The organism is Aliivibrio kagoshimensis, from assembly GCF_050337105.1.
GTDB lineage: Bacteria > Pseudomonadota > Gammaproteobacteria > Enterobacterales > Vibrionaceae > Aliivibrio_A > Aliivibrio_A kagoshimensis.
In genome coordinates this window covers 13314-33567 of the sequence record NZ_JAKJSQ010000035.1, presented here as the reverse complement: position 1 = coordinate 33567, position 20254 = coordinate 13314, and the positions used below count along the sequence as shown (strand labels likewise).

Below are 20254 nucleotides of genomic sequence, written 5' to 3'. Positions count from 1 at the left end.
ATCCGTACCCAAGTAAGCCCACATTGAAAAAGTAATTTACCATGATCATTTATTTCCTAGACCTTTTTGGCACAGCTATCTTTGCCATCTCTGGAGTTATCTTGGCAGGACGCCTTAAAATGGACCCATTTGGTGTCGTCGTTCTTGCCAGTGTCACCGCAATTGGTGGCGGTACTATCCGTGATATGGCACTAGGGGCGACTCCTGTTTTTTGGGCCAATGATCCTGCCTATCTATGGGTGATATTTATTACCTGTATTTGCACCATCTTATTAGTTCGCCGTCCCAAAAGACTCCCTTGGTACGTGCTTCCTGTATCCGATGCCATTGGTCTCTCTGTTTTTGTTGGCATTGGCGTAACCAAAGCGCTCAACTATGGTGCAACACCTATGGTTGCAGTTGTAATGGGGGTTCTTACTGGCTGTGGCGGTGGGATTATCCGAGATATTTTAGCCCGTGAAGTGCCGATGATCCTGCGAAGTGAGATCTATGCAACGGCCTGTATTGTAGGCGGTATGATCCACACGTCTTTACTGCTGTTTGGGCTGGATAATGTCTCTGCAACACTGTGCGGCCTGGCTGCCACATTAAGTATACGTTTAGCGGCCATTCGTTGGCACTTGTCGTTACCCACATTCAATCTAAATAAATAGCAAACATACTCCAATAAAAAAGGCGCCTAGGCGCCTTTTTTCATACAGAGTTTACGACTCTATTTAATAGTGATACGTGCGAATTTACGTTTACCCACTTGATACACTGCAGTGCCTGCTTCAGGAACTAAACGGTTATCAGTAATTTTTTCACCTTCAATCTTCGCAGCACCCTGCTTGATCATACGCATCGCATCAGACGTTGAACTCACCAACGCCGCCTCTTTTAAAATATTAGCGATCGGTAGACCCGCTTCAAATTCAAACTCAGGCATCTCATCTGGCATCGCCCCTTTTTGGAAACGATTAATGAACTCTTGCTCTGCTGCATCCGCATCGGCTTGTGTGTGGAAACGAGCAATGATCTCTTTCGCTAATAAGATCTTAACGTCACGAGGGTTGGTTCCCGACTCTACATCCACTTTTAACTGCGCAATGTTTTCCAGAGGGCGGAAAGAGAGCAACTCATAGTAGCTCCACATCAAGTCATCTGAAATTGACATAATCTTACCAAACATCTCGCTTGGTGCTTCACTGACACCAATATAGTTATGAGATGATTTTGACATTTTCTTAGTCCCGTCAAGGCCAACAAGAAGAGGCATCATCAACACTACTTGTGGTTTCTGTCCATGAGATTTTTGTAGTTCTCGTCCCATCAACAGGTTAAAGCGTTGATCAGCACCACCAAGTTCAACGTCGGTTTCCATCGCTACTGAATCATAACCTTGCAGCAGTGGGTACATGAATTCATGAATAGCAATTGGCTGGCCACCTGCGTAACGCTTTTTAAAGTCATCTCGCTCTAACATACGAGCAACGGTTTGATTAGAGGCTAAACGGATCATGCCTTCTGCACCAAGCTCAGATAACCACTCAGAGTTAAACTGAATTTTGGTTTTTGCAGGATCTAAAATTTTAAATACTTGCTGTTTGTACGTTTCAGCATTCGCCAATACATCTTCTTTGGTCAGCGGAGGGCGCGTACTGTTTTTGCCAGACGGGTCACCCACCATGCCTGTAAAGTCACCAATCAAAAAAGTTACTTCATGGCCCAACTCTTGGAACTGGCGAAGTTTATTTAAAATAACAGTGTGGCCAAGATGAATGTCAGGAGCAGTTGGATCAGCACCTAATTTAATTCTTAATGGACGGTTCTCTTTCAGTTTAGCAATCAGCTCTTCTTCCGGAATAAGCTCTTCTACACCGCGTTTTATTTCCGCTAGTGCTACTTCGATGCTGACCATTGTTGTTTGCTCCCACAAATTAGCAAAAAATTGACAATCTACTATCTTACTTGAATAGCGATGTTTTTTAAAACCAGTTAGACTAATTCTCTGTCTATTTATTTTGTTATATTACATAATTGCACGAATGATAATATCTAAAATCTCTCGAATCCCAGTAATTCACCGCATTCTTATCGCCTCGACCAGTGCCATCATGGCTATTGGCATATTTATGTTGCCTTCAAACCTTGAAAAAACAGCGAATAACGACAATAAGCTGGTCATTGGACAAGTCTATCCTCTCGAGATCAGTCCCAGTCTGTTGATCACTCCTGATGCTCAGAAAAAAAGTAACTCACACATTCGTTGGGAGTCTCATAACGTAAAACCCAATGAGAGTGCTGCTCTGCTATTTAGCCGCATCGGACTCTCAGCCCGTCTGCTCTATAACCTAACCAGCAGTGATAAAGATATCGATAAACAATTGAGTCGACTGCGTCCTGGGGATGAACTTCGATTTGGCTTTAACGATCAAAATGAATTGGTACAGCTGATCCGCCCAATCAGCCGAATAGAAACGTTCCAAATCACCAAAATTGGTGACCATTATAAAGCCAATCTTGAAAGCAAAAAAATTGAAATCCTTCTTAATTACTCTAAAGCAACCATTACCTCTAACTTCTGGAACGCGTCCATCAGTGCAGGTCTCAACGCTAACCAGATCATGGAGTTAGCTGGTATTTTTGGTTGGGATATCGATTTCGCATTAGATCTACGTGAAGGCGACCACTTTGAAGTGCTATTTGAAGAGCGTTATGTGGAAGGTCAATATGCAGGTACTGGCAACATCATAGCCGCCTCTTTTACCAACCAAGGCACCACCTTTAGTGCGGTACGTGAAGATGAGAGTGGCAACTACTTCGACCCAAACGGCCGAGCAATGAAAAAAGCTTTCTTGCGCTCTCCTATCAACTTCCGATACGTCAGCTCTAATTTTAATCCGAGAAGACTTCACCCTGTCACTGGTCAACGTAGAGCTCACCGAGGCACTGACTACGTCGCTCCGGTAGGCACACCAATTTGGGCGGCAGGCGATGGTATCGTCGATAAAGCAGGATATAACCAATTTAACGGTAACTATGTCTTTATCAGACACAGTAACACCTACATCACTAAATACCTTCACATGACTAAGCGTTACGTGAAAACGGGACAGAGAGTGAAGCAGGGACAAACGGTAGGTACATTAGGTAGAACAGGTCGTGTTACAGGTGCTCATCTCCATTATGAGTTTTTGGTCAATGGGGTCCATAAAAATCCAAGAACGGTGAAGTTGCCTGAATCTAAATCACTATCAGGTCAAAAGAAGGCTGAGTTTAAACCTATCGCTCTGCAGAGAATGAAAATGCTTGAGCGCTACGGTAACTTAGTACTCACCAACAACAGTTCACTCATACAACCTAAATAGTGTCACCATCATCAGATAATAAAAAACCGAACGTATTCATAACGTTCGGTTTTTTTGTATTAGCCATTCAGCTCCGCAGGTTCTTGTTGCCGTTTCTGCTTTAAACTCATTATCCAGAAGCTCACTTTATGACCCAGCATTAACAGACAAGGGGTTAACACCAAGGTCAACACCGTTGCAAACGTTAAACCACCAGCAATAGCCGTCGCTAACTGTGACCACATCTGAGTACTCGGTGCACCGAACTCGATCTTCTGATTCATCAAATCGATGTTCATCTCTAACACCATCGGCATTAATCCGAGAATGGTGGTCACTGTAGTTAACATAACGGGTCTAAGGCGCTGTACCCCTGTGCGTAAAATCGCTTCAGAGGTCGCTAACCCCTGCTCTCGCAACTTATTAAAAGTATCGATCAGTACAATATTGTTATTAACGACAATACCGGCGAGAGCAATGACGCCAATACCTGACATCACAATACCGAAAGGTCGATTAAAGACTAACAAGCCCCCAAATACACCCACTGTCGAAAACAGCACGGCACTGAGTATCAAGAACGCTTGATAGAAACTATTAAACTGAGTCACTAGAATAATCGCCATCGCGGCAAGCGCAATCATGAAGGCTTTCATCAAAAACGCTTCTGAATCATTTTGCTCCTCATTTTGACCACGGATTTTAAACTCTACCGCACCGTTGAGTTTCAGATCCTTTAGCGCTTGTTCGATTTTTGGCAGCTCTATACTTAAGTTGAAGCCTTCCGCCATATCCGCTTTCACTTCAATCACTCGGCTGCCATCCACACGGTGAATCGTATCCTGTTTCGGTGCCGCTTTGATGCTAGCAAAATTGGTGATAGGAACCATTCCATAACGCGTTTTCACTCTCAACTCGTCAAAACGCCCAATGTCCCTTTTGTCATCAGGGTATCGAACTAAAATATCCACCTGTTCATCAGCATCATCAGGCAGGTAGTCCCCAATTTTCAAGCCATTGGTGACAAACTGTACCGTATTTCCGACGAGTGTGGCATCCGCACCATAACGAGCGGCATCATCTCGACGAATATCAATCTGCCAATCAATCCCCTCTTTATTGCCCGTATCACTGATATTAATTAGAGCAGGCGTATTGTCGGCCCATTGACGAACCGTTTTGATTGCTTTGTTCAGCTCCGCTGGCATGTCAGAGCTAAGCTCAATCACCAAATCATTTTCACTTGGCGGTCCTGATTCTGGCATCTTAAACTCCAGCTCAATCCCCGCAATGTCCTTCATCTCTTCACGCAGTTCTGCAATAATGTCAGACACAGGTCGGCGCAGCTGCCAATCCAATGGAGTCATCTGTATTTGACCAATCTCATCATCGCCACCAGTACGGGTATAGATACTCTCTAGCTCTTCATGACCTAAGATCCTCTGCTCGACTTGCGCCATCAGTTTATCTTTCTCATAAATGGAGAGATCGCCGTGAGATCGTACCTTCAAATTAAAGAATGGCGGATCCACCTCAGGGAAGAACTCAACCCCTAATCCTGCTTCTTTATACGCATAGCCTATTCCTCCCGAAACCACAATAGCAGCTAAAAGAATCTTCAGTGGGTGGCGAATCGCAATCGATAAAGTATTAAAATAGAGTCGTGTAAACCCTTTGGTTTGGCTGTTATCCCCTTGACTCACGGCATGCAGCCTAGCCCGTGTTTCAGGCAACATTTTTTGCGGTTTACCAAAGATTCCGCCTAGTACAGGCACAAAAAGCAGTGCCATGACTAACGACGCAGATAACGTCGCAATCATGGTAATTGGCAAGAACTTCATGAACTCGCCCATAATACCCGGCCAAAACATCAACGGCGCAAACGCTGCTAATGTGGTTGCCGTTGAAGCAGTAATCGGCCACGCCATACGCTGCGCTGCTTCTCGGTAAGCGGTTTTTCGGTTTGCACCTTCATTCATCCGTCGATCGGCATATTCCGTTACTACAATCGCACCATCAACCAGCATTCCGACCGCCATAATGAGTGAGAACAGCACCACAACATTCACCGTTAGACCTGCAATCGATAACACCAACAATCCTGTTAAGAAAGAGCCGGGTATTGAGACACCCACCAAAAAGGCTGTACGCGCACCTAAAATGGCCACGATAACGATCACCACCAATATGATGGCTGACAAAATATTATTTTGCAGATCGTTGAGCATATTTTTTACATCTTTCGACTCATCCCAGGTGTAGTTCACTTTCAGGTTGTCAGGCCAAGTTTCGAGCTCTTGCGCACCTTCCAACACCGCTTTAACAATCGCGACGGTTTCAATGATGTTCTCACCCGCTCGCTTTTTAATATCGAGAACAACGGCTGGCTTGCCATTCAGTCGAGCAAAACTGTTAGGATCACGAAATGCTTTACGTACCGTGGCGACATCACCAAAGGTGACCACTTGCTTGCCATCCACTTTAACGGGTAGCTCTAACACATCTTTTAGGGAATCAAATACTGAAGGGACTTTGACCGAAAAGCGGCCATAACCCGTATCCACAAACCCTGCAGCAACCACCTTATTATTCAAGGCGATAATATTGTAGATATCCCCCTGATCTAAGCCATAGCTCTCTAGTAATAGTGGATCAACAATGATCTCTACCACATCTTCGCGATCGCCGGCAATATCGACCTCTAGGACTTGTCGGTAACTCTCTAACTTATCTTTTAGCTTACGCGCTATTTTCACGCTAGTACGCTCAGGAACGGTACCGTACAACACCACTGACAACACAGGGTTCATCGAGGCGAATGTCACCTCGTTAACCGTCGGTTCATCACTCTCAGAGGGAAGTTGAGGTTTTACCAAGTCCACCGCATCTCGAACATCAGACATCGCTTTGTCGAGAGGAATCCCCACTTCAAACTCAAGCGTCACTGAGGCATGTCCCTCTGACGCTGTGGCAGTCATCTCTTTTACCCCCTCAATTGAACGTAGCTCTTGTTCAATTGGGCGTACCAAAAGTCGCTCAGAATCTTCTGGAGAGATCCCTTGGTGGCTCACCGAGACATAAATAACCGGAATGGTAATATCAGGGTTCGACTCTTTAGGTATCGAAACGTAAGTAAACACTCCAGCAATAAGAATCAACAGTAACAATGAGAGCATGGTTCTTGCGCGAGACAGTGCCGCACTAATTAACGTAAACATACTGCCCCCTTATTCTGCTTCTTTACTGTTGCGAACCGCATTTACACCATCACCATCACGAACAAACCCTTGCCCAACGGTAATGATCTCTACTTGCTCACCCAACCCAGATAGCCACACACCATCGTCTTCCGCTTTTACCAACTGAATCGGGACAAATTTGACACTATCAAAACTATTTTCCTCAAGTTTCACCACCGTTTTAACCCCTAAGTTACCATCCGCATCAAGAGCAAGCATGGCAGGTGTCACTTTAATGGCGAGAGTCTGTTCCAAGTTCAGATCAACTTCTGCACTGATCCCAGCAGCCATCAGCTGTTTCGGATTTGGAATTTCAACTTCAATAGGGAAAGTATTGGTGGTGGGTGACGACATTCTTGAGATGTAACGAAGTTTACCTTCTACCTCAGGTCGATTCATAAAGGTAATGCTGGCACTCTGTTTCGGTTTTAGCATCGAGATGTGCTTTTCACTGACATCCGCTTGAATGACCAGTGGGTCGAGGTCTACAACGCTGGCAATCGGATCGCCTTTAGAGACAAAATCACCAACCTCAACATGCAAGAGCTCCACCACGCCAGAGAACGGAGCAACTATGGTGGTATTTTTTAGCATCAATTGAGCGTACTTCACTCTGGCCTTTGCTTCAGCTAGCCCAGCTTGTGCTTTACTGAAAGCAACTTCACCAGAAAGACCTTTGCTGCGCAGTGATTTAGCCGCTTTATACTCTTTCTCTTTAACGGATAGAGTCGCTTTGGTTTGACTCAACTGCAGGACTAAATCGGCCTTATCTAACTGTACTAGTGGCGTCCCTTTTGTAACAGTCGTCCCTTTCCGCACTAAAATCGTCTCAACTTGAGCAGCAATTTGAGCCCCTAAGGTCGCTTCCCTATCGGGTGCGGTTCGGCCATATAGTGAAATAGTACGTTCAGTAAGTTCTGCTTTAAAGTTGGTGACCACCACTTTCGCAAAAGGGACAACGTCTTGCGGCGGCTCTTCTACAGTCGACTCTTCTGCTTCTGATTTTCCAAGCGTTAACCAGAAAATCAAAACAAAAAATAGGATTGCGGAGAGAATCCAAGGGCGATGAGAGAAGAAGGAGAATATGTTGTGTCGACTGGTAACCATAGCATCAATCCTTATTGCGTAGGATAGTATTGCCGTTTATTCGCCTTGTTATCTAACGTAGCCCGAATAAACAATAATATTTCTAAATAGAAAAAAGAGCATCTATTAAAAATAATTATGGTTACTAAGTCAACAAAAATGACGTTTTGTCAAAAAATTAAACGCTGAAGGAGGCTCCACAGCCACAAGTAGTTGTTGCATTTGGATTATTTACGAAAAATCGAGAGCCTTCCAGCCCTTCTGTATAATCGACAACGCCGCCCATGAGGTACTGCAAACTCATTGGATCCACAACCAAAGTGACGCCGTCATTTTCCAGTGTCATATCGCCATCATTCACCTTTTCATCAAAAGTAAATCCATACTGAAAACCGCTACAACCACCGCCAGTAATATAGACACGTAGTTTTAGTTCTGGGTTCTCTTCTTCCGCAATTAATGTTTTTACTTTAGCTGCAGCTACGTCAGAAAACGTTAATGGTACAGGTATATCGCTCATTCAAACCTCTTAATTAATGGCGCTTTGTTTAACACTCTGTCAGCGATTATCTAATACCTGACTGAATCGTTCAAGTATTCGCCGCAAATTGCTTAAATAACTTTGTATTTTACTGAAAATGAGCCTTATTTATGAATACTCCAATCAAATTTTTAAACATAAACTCTATTTACATCTCATTAAATTGAGTTTGTCGGGCTCTAATCAAGATTTTCACTTCGAATTATGTACAATAGCCCCCTTAATTGGTCCCACTTAGTAATTTAGAGGATAAAGTAATGACCAAATCTGCAGATCTTTTTGCAAAAGCGCAACAAGTCATTCCTGGCGGAGTCAACTCTCCAGTACGTGCTTTTGCCGGGGTTGGTGGCTCACCACTATTTATTGACCGCGCTGATGGTCCCCTAATTTTTGATGCTGATGGAAAAGCTTATATCGACTATGTTGGTTCTTGGGGGCCGATGATACTTGGTCATAACCATGCCACCATTCGAGATGCAGTCATCCATGCTGCTCAACGTGGTTTAAGCTTTGGTGCTCCAACAGAAACCGAAATCAACATGGCTGAATTAGTGTCTGAACTTGTGCCATCAATGGAACAAGTGCGTATGGTAAGTTCAGGTACTGAAGCGACCATGAGTGCCATCCGATTAGCTCGTGGTTTTACCGGCAGAGATAAGATTTTAAAATTTGAAGGGTGCTACCACGGACACGCTGACAGCTTATTAGTAAAAGCAGGATCAGGCGCTCTTACGTTAGGTCAGCCTAGCTCTCCAGGTGTACCTGTTGATTTTGCCAAACATACTCTAACGGCAACTTTCAACGATATTGACTCAGTTCGCCAACTGTTTACAGAGTTTAAAGGTGAGATCGCTTGTATCATTGTTGAACCTGTTGCGGGCAACATGAACTGCATCCCCCCTGTTGAAGGCTTCCACGAAGGTCTGCGTGACATTTGTGACAGTGAAGGCGCATTGCTGATTTTTGACGAAGTAATGACAGGTTTTAGAGTGGCACAAAGCTGTGCTCAAGGTTACTACAACATCAAACCAGACTTAACGACGCTAGGTAAAGTAATTGGTGGTGGAATGCCAGTAGGTGCATTTGGTGGCCGTAAGGATGTCATGCAATACATTGCACCAACAGGCCCAGTCTACCAAGCAGGAACACTGTCTGGTAACCCTGTTGCTATGGCTGCGGGTTTTGCTTGCTTGAAAGTATTAACTGAAGAAGGTAACGAAGAGCGTTTAGCGCGTAAAACTGCCGAGCTGGCAAATGGCTTGAAAGAGTTAGCTGATCAATACCAGATTCCGTTCGTGGTTAACTATGTCGGCGGCATGTTCGGCTTCTTCTTTACCGATCAAGAGAGTGTTACCCGTTTCGAAGACGTTGGTCGTTGTGACATTGAACGCTTCAAGAAGTTCTTTAATTTGATGCTTAAGTTCGGTGTATACCTTGCGCCATCTGCTTATGAGGCTGGATTTTTATCATTGGCTCATGGCAGCAAAGAGATTGCAGCGACCCTAGAAGCGGCAGAACGCAGTTTCGCTATCATTGCTCAAGAAGCCGCTGAACAGGCTTAATAACCGTCTTGAAAATGATAAAAAATGCCTGCATTGCGTCAGGCATTTTTATTGCCAGTTCACTATGACCAATACTAGCAATACCACTAGCAAAACCGTGAACCACGGAAGCTTTTTCCCTCTCCGTTTTCCCTTACACCCTTCACTCTTATTTTCACAACAGCCCATTATTTACACCTTAATAAGTTGCTAATTCCGATCATAGTTATATAAACTACTGACAAAGAAAAGATCTTTTACTAAAAATTTAAGGAATCACTTTGCCAAAATCAGCCAAAATGACCTCTCGTCACTGGATGTTAATCATCTCGTTAATGATCGCGGCCTATGCGTGTTACCTGTTGATAGAGCCCTATTTAAATCCGATTATTATTGCTTTTATTATCTCCTTACTGTTTGCCCCGTTGCACAACATTATTGATGATAAATTGCATCATCGCCCCAATACGTCAGCCGTCATCTCTTGTACTCTGTTGACCTTTATCATCGCCATCCCACTTTTTTTTGTATTTGCAGCCATTGTTCAGCAAGGTTCAACTTTTTCAAAAGACACCTACGACTGGGTGACTCATGGCGGTATTCAAGAAGCTTTCAATCACCCTCTTGCGGCAAAGGCTATCCACTTTCTGAATGAGTGGCTCCCTTTTGATAAAATCGATCCCCAAGAGATCACTCAAAAAATTGCGCAATTAGCCTCTCAGTTTGGCACCAAAATTGTTGGTATGAGTGCCAAAATACTCGGTGATGCCACCAGCTTTCTAATGAGCTTCTTTTTAATGTTGTTTGTGCTGTTTTTCTTTCTACGTGATCAAGACAAAATTTTCACCGCATTTCGCCATGTACTGCCACTGTCACGTACTCAAGAAGATCAGCTGCTTGATGAAGTGGAGCAGGTCGCTAAATCCGCCGTACTGGGATCTTTTTTAACCGCGATAGCCCAAGGTATCGCCGGTGGTTTTGCTATGTGGTTAGCCGGGTTCCCTGGCCTGTTCTGGGGCACAATGATGGGGTTTGCCTCATTCATTCCTCTGGTCGGAACCGCTCTTATCTGGATTCCAGCAGCCCTCTATCTACTGCTAACCAACCAATGGGAGTGGGCTCTGTTTCTCTCCATATGGGGAGTTGTGGTGGTCGGTTCTATCGATAACATCGTTCGTCCTCTGCTTATGCAAGGAAACTCAGGGATGAATACTCTGCTGATTTTCTTCTCTTTGCTAGGTGGGATCCAACTGTTTGGTCTAATCGGCCTGATTTATGGTCCAATTATTTTTGCGGTCACACTGGTGCTATTTAACCTGTATGAAATTGAGTTTAAAACCTTCTTAGACGACCAAGATAATAGTTAGATTTCCCCTCTTTTAACAGGGTGACCCGTGGATACGCGGGTCACCTGCTGTTTAGGTTTAACCTGCTCCTGCTTTGTGGGACAATCCCCTCGATATTTAGCCACTAAAAAGAGATAACCATGATTTTTACCGCCCCTAGCCAAATTGCGCTACGTCAAATTGAGTACTTTGCCGATAAACACGTATTGGTTGCGGGTGAGCTTGAAGATGACTTTCCATCCGAGTTAGTTAATCATTGTGCCTCTGTCTCTATTTTTACTACCAACTATGGTTATTACCATTCGCATAAAGCATCAGAGCAGATCCAAACCTTTTTTGGTGCTGAACTGACTCAGACCTCAGAAGCGGATTTAATTCTGCTCTATTGGCCAAAAGCCAAAGCCGAAGCGGACTTTTTACTGACAATGTTGCTGGCTAAACTGGGTAAAGGGACTGAGATTTGTGTGGTTGGGGAGAATCGCAGTGGCGTGAAAAGCATTGAGAAAATGTTTACTCCTTTTGGCCCCATCACTAAATACGATTCAGCACGCCGTTGCAGTTTCTACTGGGGTCAATGCACTCAAGAGGCACCCACTTTTGAATTAGCGAATTACTTTAAAAGTTATGTTGTCTCAGTGGCTGAGCAAGAGATTCAAGTTCGAAGCTTACCTGGCGTATTCAGCCATGGTGAATTTGATAAAGGCAGCCAACTGTTGGTTGAGTCGTTGCCAACATTAAAAGGTAAAGTGCTCGATTTTGGTTGTGGTGCTGGTGTATTAGGCTCAATAATGAAAATTCTAAACCCCGAGATTGATATCAACCTATGTGACATCAGTGCACTAGCTATTGAGTCTTCTAAGGCAACACTAGAGGCCAATAATCTTCAAGGCAATGTGTTTGCAACTGATGTTTATTCTGATACGGATAACAACTACGACTTTTTAATCAGTAATCCACCTTTTCATGCAGGGTTAAAAACACACTACAGCTCTACTGAAACTCTGCTTGCCGAGGCACCAAAGCACCTCAAGTATAACGGCCAACTGTTAATTGTCGCCAACAGCTTTTTGCAATACCCGCCAATCATTCAATCCGCATTTGGTCATTGCGAGACAAAAGCAAAAACCAACGCATTTAAAATTTACAGCGCAAAAAAACAATCGTAAACCAACGATAACAATCGCTGAAATTGCCTATTTTGACGATATCCAGCCCTGAAATTTTATAAAGCGTGGATTTTGACACGCTTTTATTGCTACTAACTTGATATCTCGAAAAAAGTCCGTATAAATCTAAATTGACCCTTTACGTCAATAATACGTACTCTTTTTTAACGTTTTGTAAAAACGTTAAATTGCATTCAATAGCCAAAAGTGCAAATTCAGGTGAAATAAGTGAAAAAACAATTATTTACTCGGTTACAAAACAAATTAATGGTGGCTTTTCTCTTTTTAAGCATTACTCCTCTTACCTTAATTGCCCTATTTTTTCTTCACTCGCACAGTCAAGATTTAGAACAACAGAGCACCAATCACCTCGCCTCTTTGCGTGATAATAAACAACAACAAATACGTACTTACTTCCAAGCGAAGGAGTCTGAGGTCCTCAGCTTTGCTCACTCAGAACTTGCTAACGCCAGTGGCGGTCGATTCTATGGGTTGATCGGTGCTTTTCAAGATTTAGGATTTACAGAACAAGAAGCGAGAGAGAATGCGCAGCAACGGTACATTCGCGGATCTAAGCATGTTATCAAAACGCCTGTCCCCTCTGACTCTGAAGCCTACAATGGCAGTGAACGCTACCGACTTATCCATAAGCGTTATCACTGGGCCTATATTGAATTATTGAAACGATCCGATTTTAGTGATGTGTTGTTGGTTGATAGAAAAGGAACTGTGGTCTACTCCATCCAAAAAAAGGACAACTTTGGCACCAATTTACTCAGCGGAAAATACAACAATACGCCACTCTCCGAAACCTATAAAAAAGTAGCCCAATCCGTCAAAGAGCAGAGTGACAAAGATAATGTGCCTGTTATTTTTTCAGGTTTTAATCAAGTGAGCGATCATCAAGTCGCTTGGTTTGCTGCTCCCATCATTCAACAGGGTTTTTTGCACAGTTATGTCATCTTTGAGCTGTCGAATAAAAAACTGACTCAACTCATCGAACAAACCTCCGATCTCAACAGTGGTATCTCATACCTGTTAGTGGGACAGGATTTTCAATCAAAAATAAACAATGTCTCTGACAGTGATATCGAATTAAGCTCAACCATCATTATCAATGCCTTAAAAGGTGATTCAGCCGTGGGCAGCTTTGCCAATGCTGATGGGGCGATGATTCTATCGGCATACTCTCCAGTGTCTGTGTTGAATCAAACTTGGGCACTCTCTGTCGAGCTCCCAGAAAACCAAGCATTTTTGAGAATTCAGCAGTTAGAAAAGATATTTGTATTCGCGATGATGTTGGCTATTATTCTAGTCGTTATTGCCTCTCATTATCTCTCCAACTCCATTACCCTTCCTCTATTAAAATTATCCTGGGCTGCAGAACGCGTGTCGGCAGGAGACTTAGATCAAGAGATCTCAAGTACAGAAAGAAGTGATGAGATTGGGCGTTTAGCTATCAGTTTTTCTAGGATGCAACGCTCAGTAAGAGAGAAGATCGAACTGATCAAAGAGCAGAACCGAGTACTTGAAAGTAATTTGTCCACGATTCAACATCAAAATGATGAACTGCAGCTTGCTGACAAGCTAAAGGATGAGTTTTTAGCAACCACCTCCCATGAATTAAGAACCCCTCTGCATGGAATGGTGGGTATCGCCGAAACATTAATCTCTGGTGCGAATGGTCCACTTCTCTCTCATCAACGCCATCAACTAGAGATCATCATCAACAGCGGCCAACGATTAGCGACCTTAGTTGACGATCTTCTCGATTATCACAAAATGCGATATGGCAGCCTCGACATCAATAAGAAGCCAGTTAATGTCTCTTCAGCAACCCGCTTAGTTCTGGAGTTATCTCAGCATCTAATAGGCAGTAAACCTGTTAGAATCATTAATCAGGTTTCTAACGATCTTCCCGTGGTTTTGGCGGATGAGCAGCGCTTAGAGCAAGTGCTGTATAACCTTATCGGCAACGCGATCAAATACACTTCTGAAGGTAAAATTGTTATTTCAGCCACGGTGGTTGATGAGAATATACGCGTTCAAGTGGTCGATACTGGTCACGGGATCCCCCCTGAGCAGTTAGAACACATCTTTGAGCCATTGATCCAAGCCGGACAAGACTCCAACCGATATCGTCAAGGTGCCGGATTAGGCTTATCAATCAGCCGACAGTTGATTGAGTTGATGAATGGCGATCTCTACGTCAGCAGCCAACCAATGGTAGGGGCAACCTTTAGCTTTACCTTACCTATCGCTACCGATCAAACCTTAGCCGGCAGTGACACAGACGCCCCCCACTCTCACTTCCAAGCCCCAGTGAGCAGTTCACCGAGTCCCATGATCGATAACAGTCTACCGGAGAACAGTGACGGTCCGTTGTTGGTCATTGCCGACGATGAGCCCGTCAATCTGCAAGTGTTGGATAACTTCCTCCGATTAGAGGGCTATCGAGTCAAAACCGCATCCGACGGGCCAGAAACACTCAGCTTATTAAAAGAAGAAAAACCTGAACTGCTGTTGCTCGATGTGATGATGCCAGGGATGAGTGGGTATGAAGTGTGTCAGTCGCTAAGAGCGGAGTACGATCATGCAGAACTCCCTATTATTATGTTAACTGCACTGAATCAAACTCAGGATAGAATAAGAGGCTTTGATGCTGGTGCTAACGATTACTTAACCAAACCCTTTAATAAGCAGGAACTTTCTGCCCGTATTAATGCTCACCTGCTTGCTAGCAAATCTGAATTGAGACGACAAGAGAATGTCAATTTACAAAAAGAACTCCGCAGTCGAGAGCAAGTAGAGGCCGGTCTCCTAGAGGCGCAAGGGTATCTGCTTGAACAGTTAGAGAAAGCACCTGAAGCAATTATCTGCATCAGGCAAGATAATCGAATTAAATTTGCGAATGATGCTGCTTCAAAACTGTTTAAAAGAAGCAGTGAACAGCTCACCCGCTACCACACTGAAGAATTATTGATAAGACCAGCATTAACACAACAAACTACCCATTTTAACGGCGACATTGATATCTACATTGATGGAGACGTTCAGCGAATTTTTGCCGATATTTTACCGATGCCAAAAGGCTCTGGCCTATTATCTATTGTGATTTTATCCGTACATAACAGCGATAACATCCAGCGTATTTTTGACCTAGAAAATGCCGTAGATGCACTTTCTCGTTACGCATTCGATGGTGACAAAGACAAACTTCAGCAGCTAAAAGAGATGGGGGGTGAGTTTACCCGCATCGCGGATAAGGTCGAAAATAAAGGCAGTGATAAAGCGACAATCATGCGTGAGATTTTGGTCGATGTAATGACGGAGACCCTTGATTATTGGCAGCAAGATAGTGGCTCTGATAAGTTCACCCTTGCCGAACAGAGTGGCCTATGGCGTGTCTATCTCGACAGAAGTACCCTACAAACTCGTACTCTGGATAAATACTTAAGAGTCGAAACCCTACCTAAAACCCCTCGCTGGCGTACCGTACTCAACACTATTGATTACGTACTCGAACACTGCCAGTCGCCAACCGCTAGCCGACAGAGAGTTGAAAAACTTCGTGATCAACTGCAGAAGTTATTAACAGACTAAAGCAGCAACAAACAACGAGCCCGAACTTACTTCGGGCTTTTTTACATTAAAAAAATAAGTATGAAAAAGTTCTGTGTACAACGTAAAAAACACCTCTTTCTATTGCTTAATTGATCAAAACGAGAACCAAATCACGACAAACCGTTAAGATTATTTTTTTACGAACATTAAGGCTATTGTGTTCACGTGACTCATCTCACTAAAAAACTCAACGGCTTACAGGCTATTTATATTAAAAGAGCACAGAGTTAGTAAGCACCTACATCCCACGTTAAACACAGAAGGAAAGGTGATGTGAGTCACGCTTAAAAAAACTGGATTTTCGATTAAAATAAAACCATTTTAACGTTTATAACGTAACACTTGACCATTTTGACGTTTTTAACGAGCAACGAAATTGACGTTTTTATCGAGTCGTTGTTTCCTATAGATAACCAAGGGCCTACTGACCACTCATATTGAATGTCATATCCCAATATGTGGTGGGTCTTTGAGCTGTATTTACCCGATGGTAACTACATCCATAAGTGAAAATAATTAAGCTAAAGTAAGGAAACAGCTATGCTTGCCAAAATTAATAAAACGACACTAGCAGCAGCAGTATTTGCCGCAGCAGCAGGACTTGCGGCTCCGCATGCTTCTGCAGCACGCAGCGAACTAACGATAGTATCTGATTTTTACCCTACAATGATTCAAAACTTCAACCCCTACCTTGCAACTAACTTGCGTACAACTACTGACTTTGTCTTTGAGCCTTTGGTTATATTCAATGAGATGCATGGCAACAAACCTGTCATGCGTTTGGCTGAAGACTACCGTATGTCAGATGACTTAATGTCAGTCACCTTTGATATCCGTAAAGGGGTTAAATGGTCCGATGGCGAGAAATTCACAGCTGATGATGTTGTTTTTTCTTATCAACTGCTTAAAGATAAACCTGCGTTAGACCAACGTGGTATCAATAAGTGGATCACTAAAGTTGAAAAATTGAATGAATATCAAGTTCGTTTCTCATTAGTAGAAGCCAACTCAAACGTTCCTTATGAGATGTCTCTGGTTGCTATCGTACCTGAGCATGTATGGAGTAAAGTTGACGATCCAACGACCTTTACCAATGAAAATCCAGTCGGTTCTGGACCTTTCACTGAAATTGACACTTTTACCCCTCAACTTTACATCCAGTGTCGTAACCCTAACTACTGGGACAACGACAACCTAGAGGTTGACTGTCTACGAGTTCCACAGATTGCAAACAATGACCAGCTACTGGGTAAAATTGTAAACTCTGAGCTTGATTGGACCTCGTCGTTCATTCCAGACATTGACCGTACGTACAAATCAGCCAATCCAAACCACCAATACTGGTACCCACCATCAGGAACCAATGCGTTTGTGGTTAACTTCAAGAATGCAGATTCTGCAAAAAATGAAGCACTGACTAATGTTGATTTCCGTCGTGCATTCAGTATGGCGATTGACCGTCAAACTATCATTGATATCGCTTTCTATGGCGGCGCTACCGTCAATGATTTCGCATCGGGTTTAGGTTATGCATTTGAAGCATGGTCAGACGAAACGGTTCATAACAAATACAAGAAATTTAACACTTACAGTGTCGAAAACTCAAAAGCACTGCTTGCTAAAGCGGGCTTTAAAGATACCGATGGTGATGGATTTGTTGAGACACCATCAGGTAAGAAGTTGGTTTTAGACATTCAATCCGTTAATGGTTGGACAGATTGGAACAACACCGTTCAACTTGCTGTAGAGCAGCTAGAAGAAGTGGGAATCCAAACCAAAGCACGTACGCCTGAGTTCGCGGTTTATAACCAAGCGATGTTAGAAGGTAAATACGATATTGCCTATACCAACTACTTCCACGGTGCTGACCCGCATCTTTACTGGAACAGTGCATATAACTCAGCACTTCAAGATGGTGAAGGCATGCCTCGTTTCGCGATGCACTTCTTTAAAAACGCTAATCTAGATAAGTTGTTGGATGGTTTCTACAAGACGGCTGATAAGTCTGAGCAGATGAAAATGGCTCACGGTATTCAAGAGATAATCGCTGAAAACCAAGTCACTATCCCTGTCCTATCTGGTGCTTACATGTACCAATACAACACAACACGCTTCACGGGTTGGTGGAACGAGAAGAACCCTAAAGGACGTCCAAACATTTGGGCTGGTATTCCTGAGCGTCTTCTTCACGTATTGGACCTAAAACCTGTTAAATAAGTAAAACTGCCTTTGCGGTGCACCCATTTTGTGCACCGCCTTTTATCCCCCACCGACGTATACATCAGAGGTATGACGCTTTGCGTTAGGGGATTTTGCGTCCTGAAGCCAGAACAGGCAAATAAATACTGGTTAAGTAAGGTGAGAGATATGGGAATTTTTTTAAGACGTTTGTCATTCTATTTTGTTGCTCTACTTTTTGCAGCAACGCTTAACTTCATTATTCCGCGAGCAATGCCTGGTGACCCCGTTACCATGATGTTTGCTAACGCAACAGTACAGGTCACTCCAGAACGCATTGCCGCAATGAAAGAGTTATTAGGGTTTGTAGATGGTCCTATCTATGAACAATATTTTACCTATATTAAAAACATTCTTAACTGGGAACTCGGCACCTCGATTAAATTCTACCCGCTCTCAGTGAATGAACTGTTGAATGGTGCACTGGGTTGGTCAATGTTCCTAGCAGGTACTGCGGTTATCCTCTCTTTTTCATTAGGTTCGTTTTTAGGTATTTTTGCTGCTTGGAGACGAGGCAGTCGTTATGACACCTTCATCACTCCGGGTATGTTAGTACTGCAAGCCGTCCCGCAAGTCGTTATCGCCATGTTGGCCATGTTCACCTTTGCTGTCGGATTAAAATGGTTTCCAACCGGTTATGCTTACACGGCAGGTACGGTTCCGGATTGGACTAGCTGGACGTTCATAAAAGATGTCGCCTACCATGCGGTGTTACCTCTATTTTGTGCCTCTATCGTGCAGATTGGCGGCTTCTTAATCAATATGCGTAACAACATGATCAACTTGCTGGGTGAAGATTACATCACCATGGCAAAAGGCAAAGGATTAAGTGAAAACCGTGTCGTCTTTAACTATGCAGCACGAAATGCCATGTTGCCAAGTGTCACCGCTCTCTCTATGGCATTAGGTATGGCGATTGGTGGTCAGCTTATTGTCGAAATTATCTTTAACTATCCTGGGCTTGGCTCTGTCATGTTGAATGCCATTCACTCTCGTGATTATCAGGTACTGCAAGGCCAGCTGATTATTATGACTCTGTTTATGCTGTTCTTTAATCTTCTTGCTGACATGCTCTATGTCATTTTAGACCCTCGCCTACGCAAGGGAGGTAAGTAATCATGAAAGCTTTATATAAACTACTAAAAGGGAACCCTAAAGCGCTGGTTGGTTTAGGTATTATCTTCAGCTTTATTTTTATCGCAGTATTTGCTCCATTTCTCTCTGATCATGCGCCAAATAAACGCACAGGTAATGCTCATGAGTACCCGTCATTTGTGGTTAAAGCTGCTCAAAGTAATCCAGACGGTTATATTGCAGAAAACTTAGCCGATAACCGCCGTACTTTGATGATGTCCAAAAAAGCCGAGCACGTGATGGGGACATCACGCATGGGACGTGACATTTGGTCTCAGCTTGCCCATGGAGCACGAATCTCACTAGCAGTGGGTTTTGGTTCTGGTCTTGTTGTCTGCTTCTTAGCAACTGTGATTGGCGTCTCCGCCGGTTATTTTGGCGGAAAAGTCGATTATATATTAACCGCAGCCATGAATATCATGTTGGTTATCCCTCAATATCCACTGCTGTTTGTACTGGCCGCTTTCATTGGGGAGGCAGGGCCACTCACCATTGCGATAATAATAGGATGCACCTCCTGGGCGTGGGGCGCACGTGTGGTGAGATCACAAACGTTATCTTTACGTGAGAAAGAGTTTGTTAAAGCAGCGGAAGTGCTGGGTGAGTCATCAATCAGAATCATCTTTATTGAGATTCTACCTAACCTAATTTCAATCGTTGGTGCGAGCTTCATCGGTTCCGTGATGTACGCCATCATGATGGAAGCAACCATCTCATTCTTAGGCCTAGGTGACCCTAGTACTATCAGCTGGGGAATCATGCTCTATAACGTGCAAACCTCGTCATCCATGTTGGTTGGCGCTTGGTGGGAACTTCTGGCCCCTTGTTTCGCATTGACCTTAGTCGCGATTGGTTTGGCTATGTTGAACTTCGCCGTTGATGAGATCGCCAACCCGCAGTTGCGCTCTCATAAAGGCATGAAACGTTGGAAGAAGATGGCAACCCAAGATAAAGGCGAGCGTGAACCACAGCTTGCTCCTCAAAATGCACTTTGGAGCGGAGATAAGTAA

Annotated in this window: 13 protein-coding genes; 9 read left to right on the top strand and 4 right to left on the bottom strand. The window is 43.6% G+C overall.

The genetic code is table 11. The features are described 5' to 3' along the window. Positions 1 to 41 precede the first annotated feature (41 nt). Positions 42 to 653 (top strand): TRIC cation channel family protein, encoded by a 612-nt coding sequence (locus L4C32_RS12450; protein WP_428197200.1) that lies wholly within the window; start codon positions 42 to 44, stop codon positions 651 to 653. A 59-nt stretch (positions 654 to 712) separates the two neighbouring features. Here the strand turns inward: L4C32_RS12450 and tyrS are convergent, their stop codons facing one another. Then, on the bottom strand, positions 713 to 1900 hold the full coding sequence (gene tyrS / locus L4C32_RS12445) for a tyrosine--tRNA ligase (protein ID WP_428197199.1): 1188 nt from the start codon (positions 1898 to 1900) through the stop codon (positions 713 to 715). A 130-nt stretch (positions 1901 to 2030) separates the two neighbouring features. On the opposite strand from tyrS, the gene shyC reads away from it, so the two are divergent. Further along, entirely contained in the window at positions 2031 to 3350 is a 1320-nt protein-coding gene (shyC, locus tag L4C32_RS12440; RefSeq protein WP_428197208.1) for a peptidoglycan DD-endopeptidase ShyC, read from the top strand. A gap of 59 nt (positions 3351 to 3409) precedes the next feature. On the opposite strand, the gene L4C32_RS12435 is transcribed toward shyC, so the two are convergent. The 3 genes from L4C32_RS12435 to erpA form a co-directional block, all read right to left on the bottom strand. Then, positions 3410 to 6547, bottom strand: a complete 3138-nt coding sequence (locus tag L4C32_RS12435) for an efflux RND transporter permease subunit (protein WP_428197198.1) — start codon at positions 6545 to 6547, stop codon at positions 3410 to 3412. Positions 6548 to 6556: 9 nt separating this feature from the next. Further along, positions 6557 to 7675, bottom strand: a complete 1119-nt coding sequence (locus tag L4C32_RS12430; protein ID WP_428197197.1) for an efflux RND transporter periplasmic adaptor subunit — start codon at positions 7673 to 7675, stop codon at positions 6557 to 6559. A gap of 157 nt (positions 7676 to 7832) precedes the next feature. Further along, positions 7833 to 8174, bottom strand: a complete 342-nt coding sequence (gene erpA, locus L4C32_RS12425; protein ID WP_428197196.1) for an iron-sulfur cluster insertion protein ErpA — start codon at positions 8172 to 8174, stop codon at positions 7833 to 7835. Between the two features lie 278 nt (positions 8175 to 8452). Here erpA and hemL point away from each other — a divergent pair, with 278 nt between their 5' ends. The 7 genes from hemL to L4C32_RS12390 all read left to right on the top strand — a co-directional run bounded on the left by hemL (position 8453) and on the right by L4C32_RS12390 (position 20254). Beyond that, on the top strand, positions 8453 to 9757 hold the full coding sequence (gene hemL, locus L4C32_RS12420) for a glutamate-1-semialdehyde 2,1-aminomutase (RefSeq protein ID WP_428197195.1): 1305 nt from the start codon (positions 8453 to 8455) through the stop codon (positions 9755 to 9757). Positions 9758 to 10017: 260 nt separating this feature from the next. Beyond that, entirely contained in the window at positions 10018 to 11103 is a 1086-nt protein-coding gene (locus L4C32_RS12415; protein ID WP_428197194.1) for an AI-2E family transporter, read from the top strand. A 119-nt stretch (positions 11104 to 11222) separates the two neighbouring features. Next, positions 11223 to 12248, top strand: coding sequence for a 16S rRNA (guanine(1207)-N(2))-methyltransferase RsmC (gene rsmC, locus L4C32_RS12410; RefSeq protein ID WP_428197193.1), 1026 nt, complete (start codon positions 11223 to 11225; stop codon positions 12246 to 12248). A 267-nt stretch (positions 12249 to 12515) separates the two neighbouring features. Next, positions 12516 to 15851, top strand: coding sequence for a response regulator (locus L4C32_RS12405; protein ID WP_428197207.1), 3336 nt, complete (start codon positions 12516 to 12518; stop codon positions 15849 to 15851). Positions 15852 to 16412: 561 nt separating this feature from the next. Next, positions 16413 to 18089, top strand: coding sequence for an ABC transporter substrate-binding protein (locus L4C32_RS12400; RefSeq protein WP_428197192.1), 1677 nt, complete (start codon positions 16413 to 16415; stop codon positions 18087 to 18089). 150 nt (positions 18090 to 18239) lie between these two features. Further along, entirely contained in the window at positions 18240 to 19226 is a 987-nt protein-coding gene (locus L4C32_RS12395) for an ABC transporter permease (protein ID WP_428197191.1), read from the top strand. A gap of 2 nt (positions 19227 to 19228) precedes the next feature. Beyond that, on the top strand, positions 19229 to 20254 hold the full coding sequence (locus tag L4C32_RS12390) for an ABC transporter permease (protein ID WP_428197190.1): 1026 nt from the start codon (positions 19229 to 19231) through the stop codon (positions 20252 to 20254).

What these genes read in the sequence shown, in the direction of transcription:
- L4C32_RS12450 (WP_428197200.1), top strand. Translation starts at nt 42, where the DNA reads ATGATCATTTATTTCCTAGACCTTTTTGGCACAGCTATCTTTGCCATC.
- L4C32_RS12430 (WP_428197197.1), bottom strand. Translation starts at nt 7,675, where the DNA reads ATGGTTACCAGTCGACACAACATATTCTCCTTCTTCTCTCATCGCCCT.
- hemL (WP_428197195.1), top strand. Translation starts at nt 8,453, where the DNA reads ATGACCAAATCTGCAGATCTTTTTGCAAAAGCGCAACAAGTCATTCCT.
- L4C32_RS12400 (WP_428197192.1), top strand. Translation starts at nt 16,413, where the DNA reads ATGCTTGCCAAAATTAATAAAACGACACTAGCAGCAGCAGTATTTGCC.
- L4C32_RS12405 (WP_428197207.1), top strand. Translation starts at nt 12,516, where the DNA reads ATGGTGGCTTTTCTCTTTTTAAGCATTACTCCTCTTACCTTAATTGCC.
- L4C32_RS12395 (WP_428197191.1), top strand. Translation starts at nt 18,240, where the DNA reads ATGGGAATTTTTTTAAGACGTTTGTCATTCTATTTTGTTGCTCTACTT.
- rsmC (WP_428197193.1), top strand. Translation starts at nt 11,223, where the DNA reads ATGATTTTTACCGCCCCTAGCCAAATTGCGCTACGTCAAATTGAGTAC.
- L4C32_RS12435 (WP_428197198.1), bottom strand. Translation starts at nt 6,547, where the DNA reads ATGTTTACGTTAATTAGTGCGGCACTGTCTCGCGCAAGAACCATGCTC.
- tyrS (WP_428197199.1), bottom strand. Translation starts at nt 1,900, where the DNA reads ATGGTCAGCATCGAAGTAGCACTAGCGGAAATAAAACGCGGTGTAGAA.
- erpA (WP_428197196.1), bottom strand. Translation starts at nt 8,174, where the DNA reads ATGAGCGATATACCTGTACCATTAACGTTTTCTGACGTAGCTGCAGCT.
- L4C32_RS12390 (WP_428197190.1), top strand. Translation starts at nt 19,229, where the DNA reads ATGAAAGCTTTATATAAACTACTAAAAGGGAACCCTAAAGCGCTGGTT.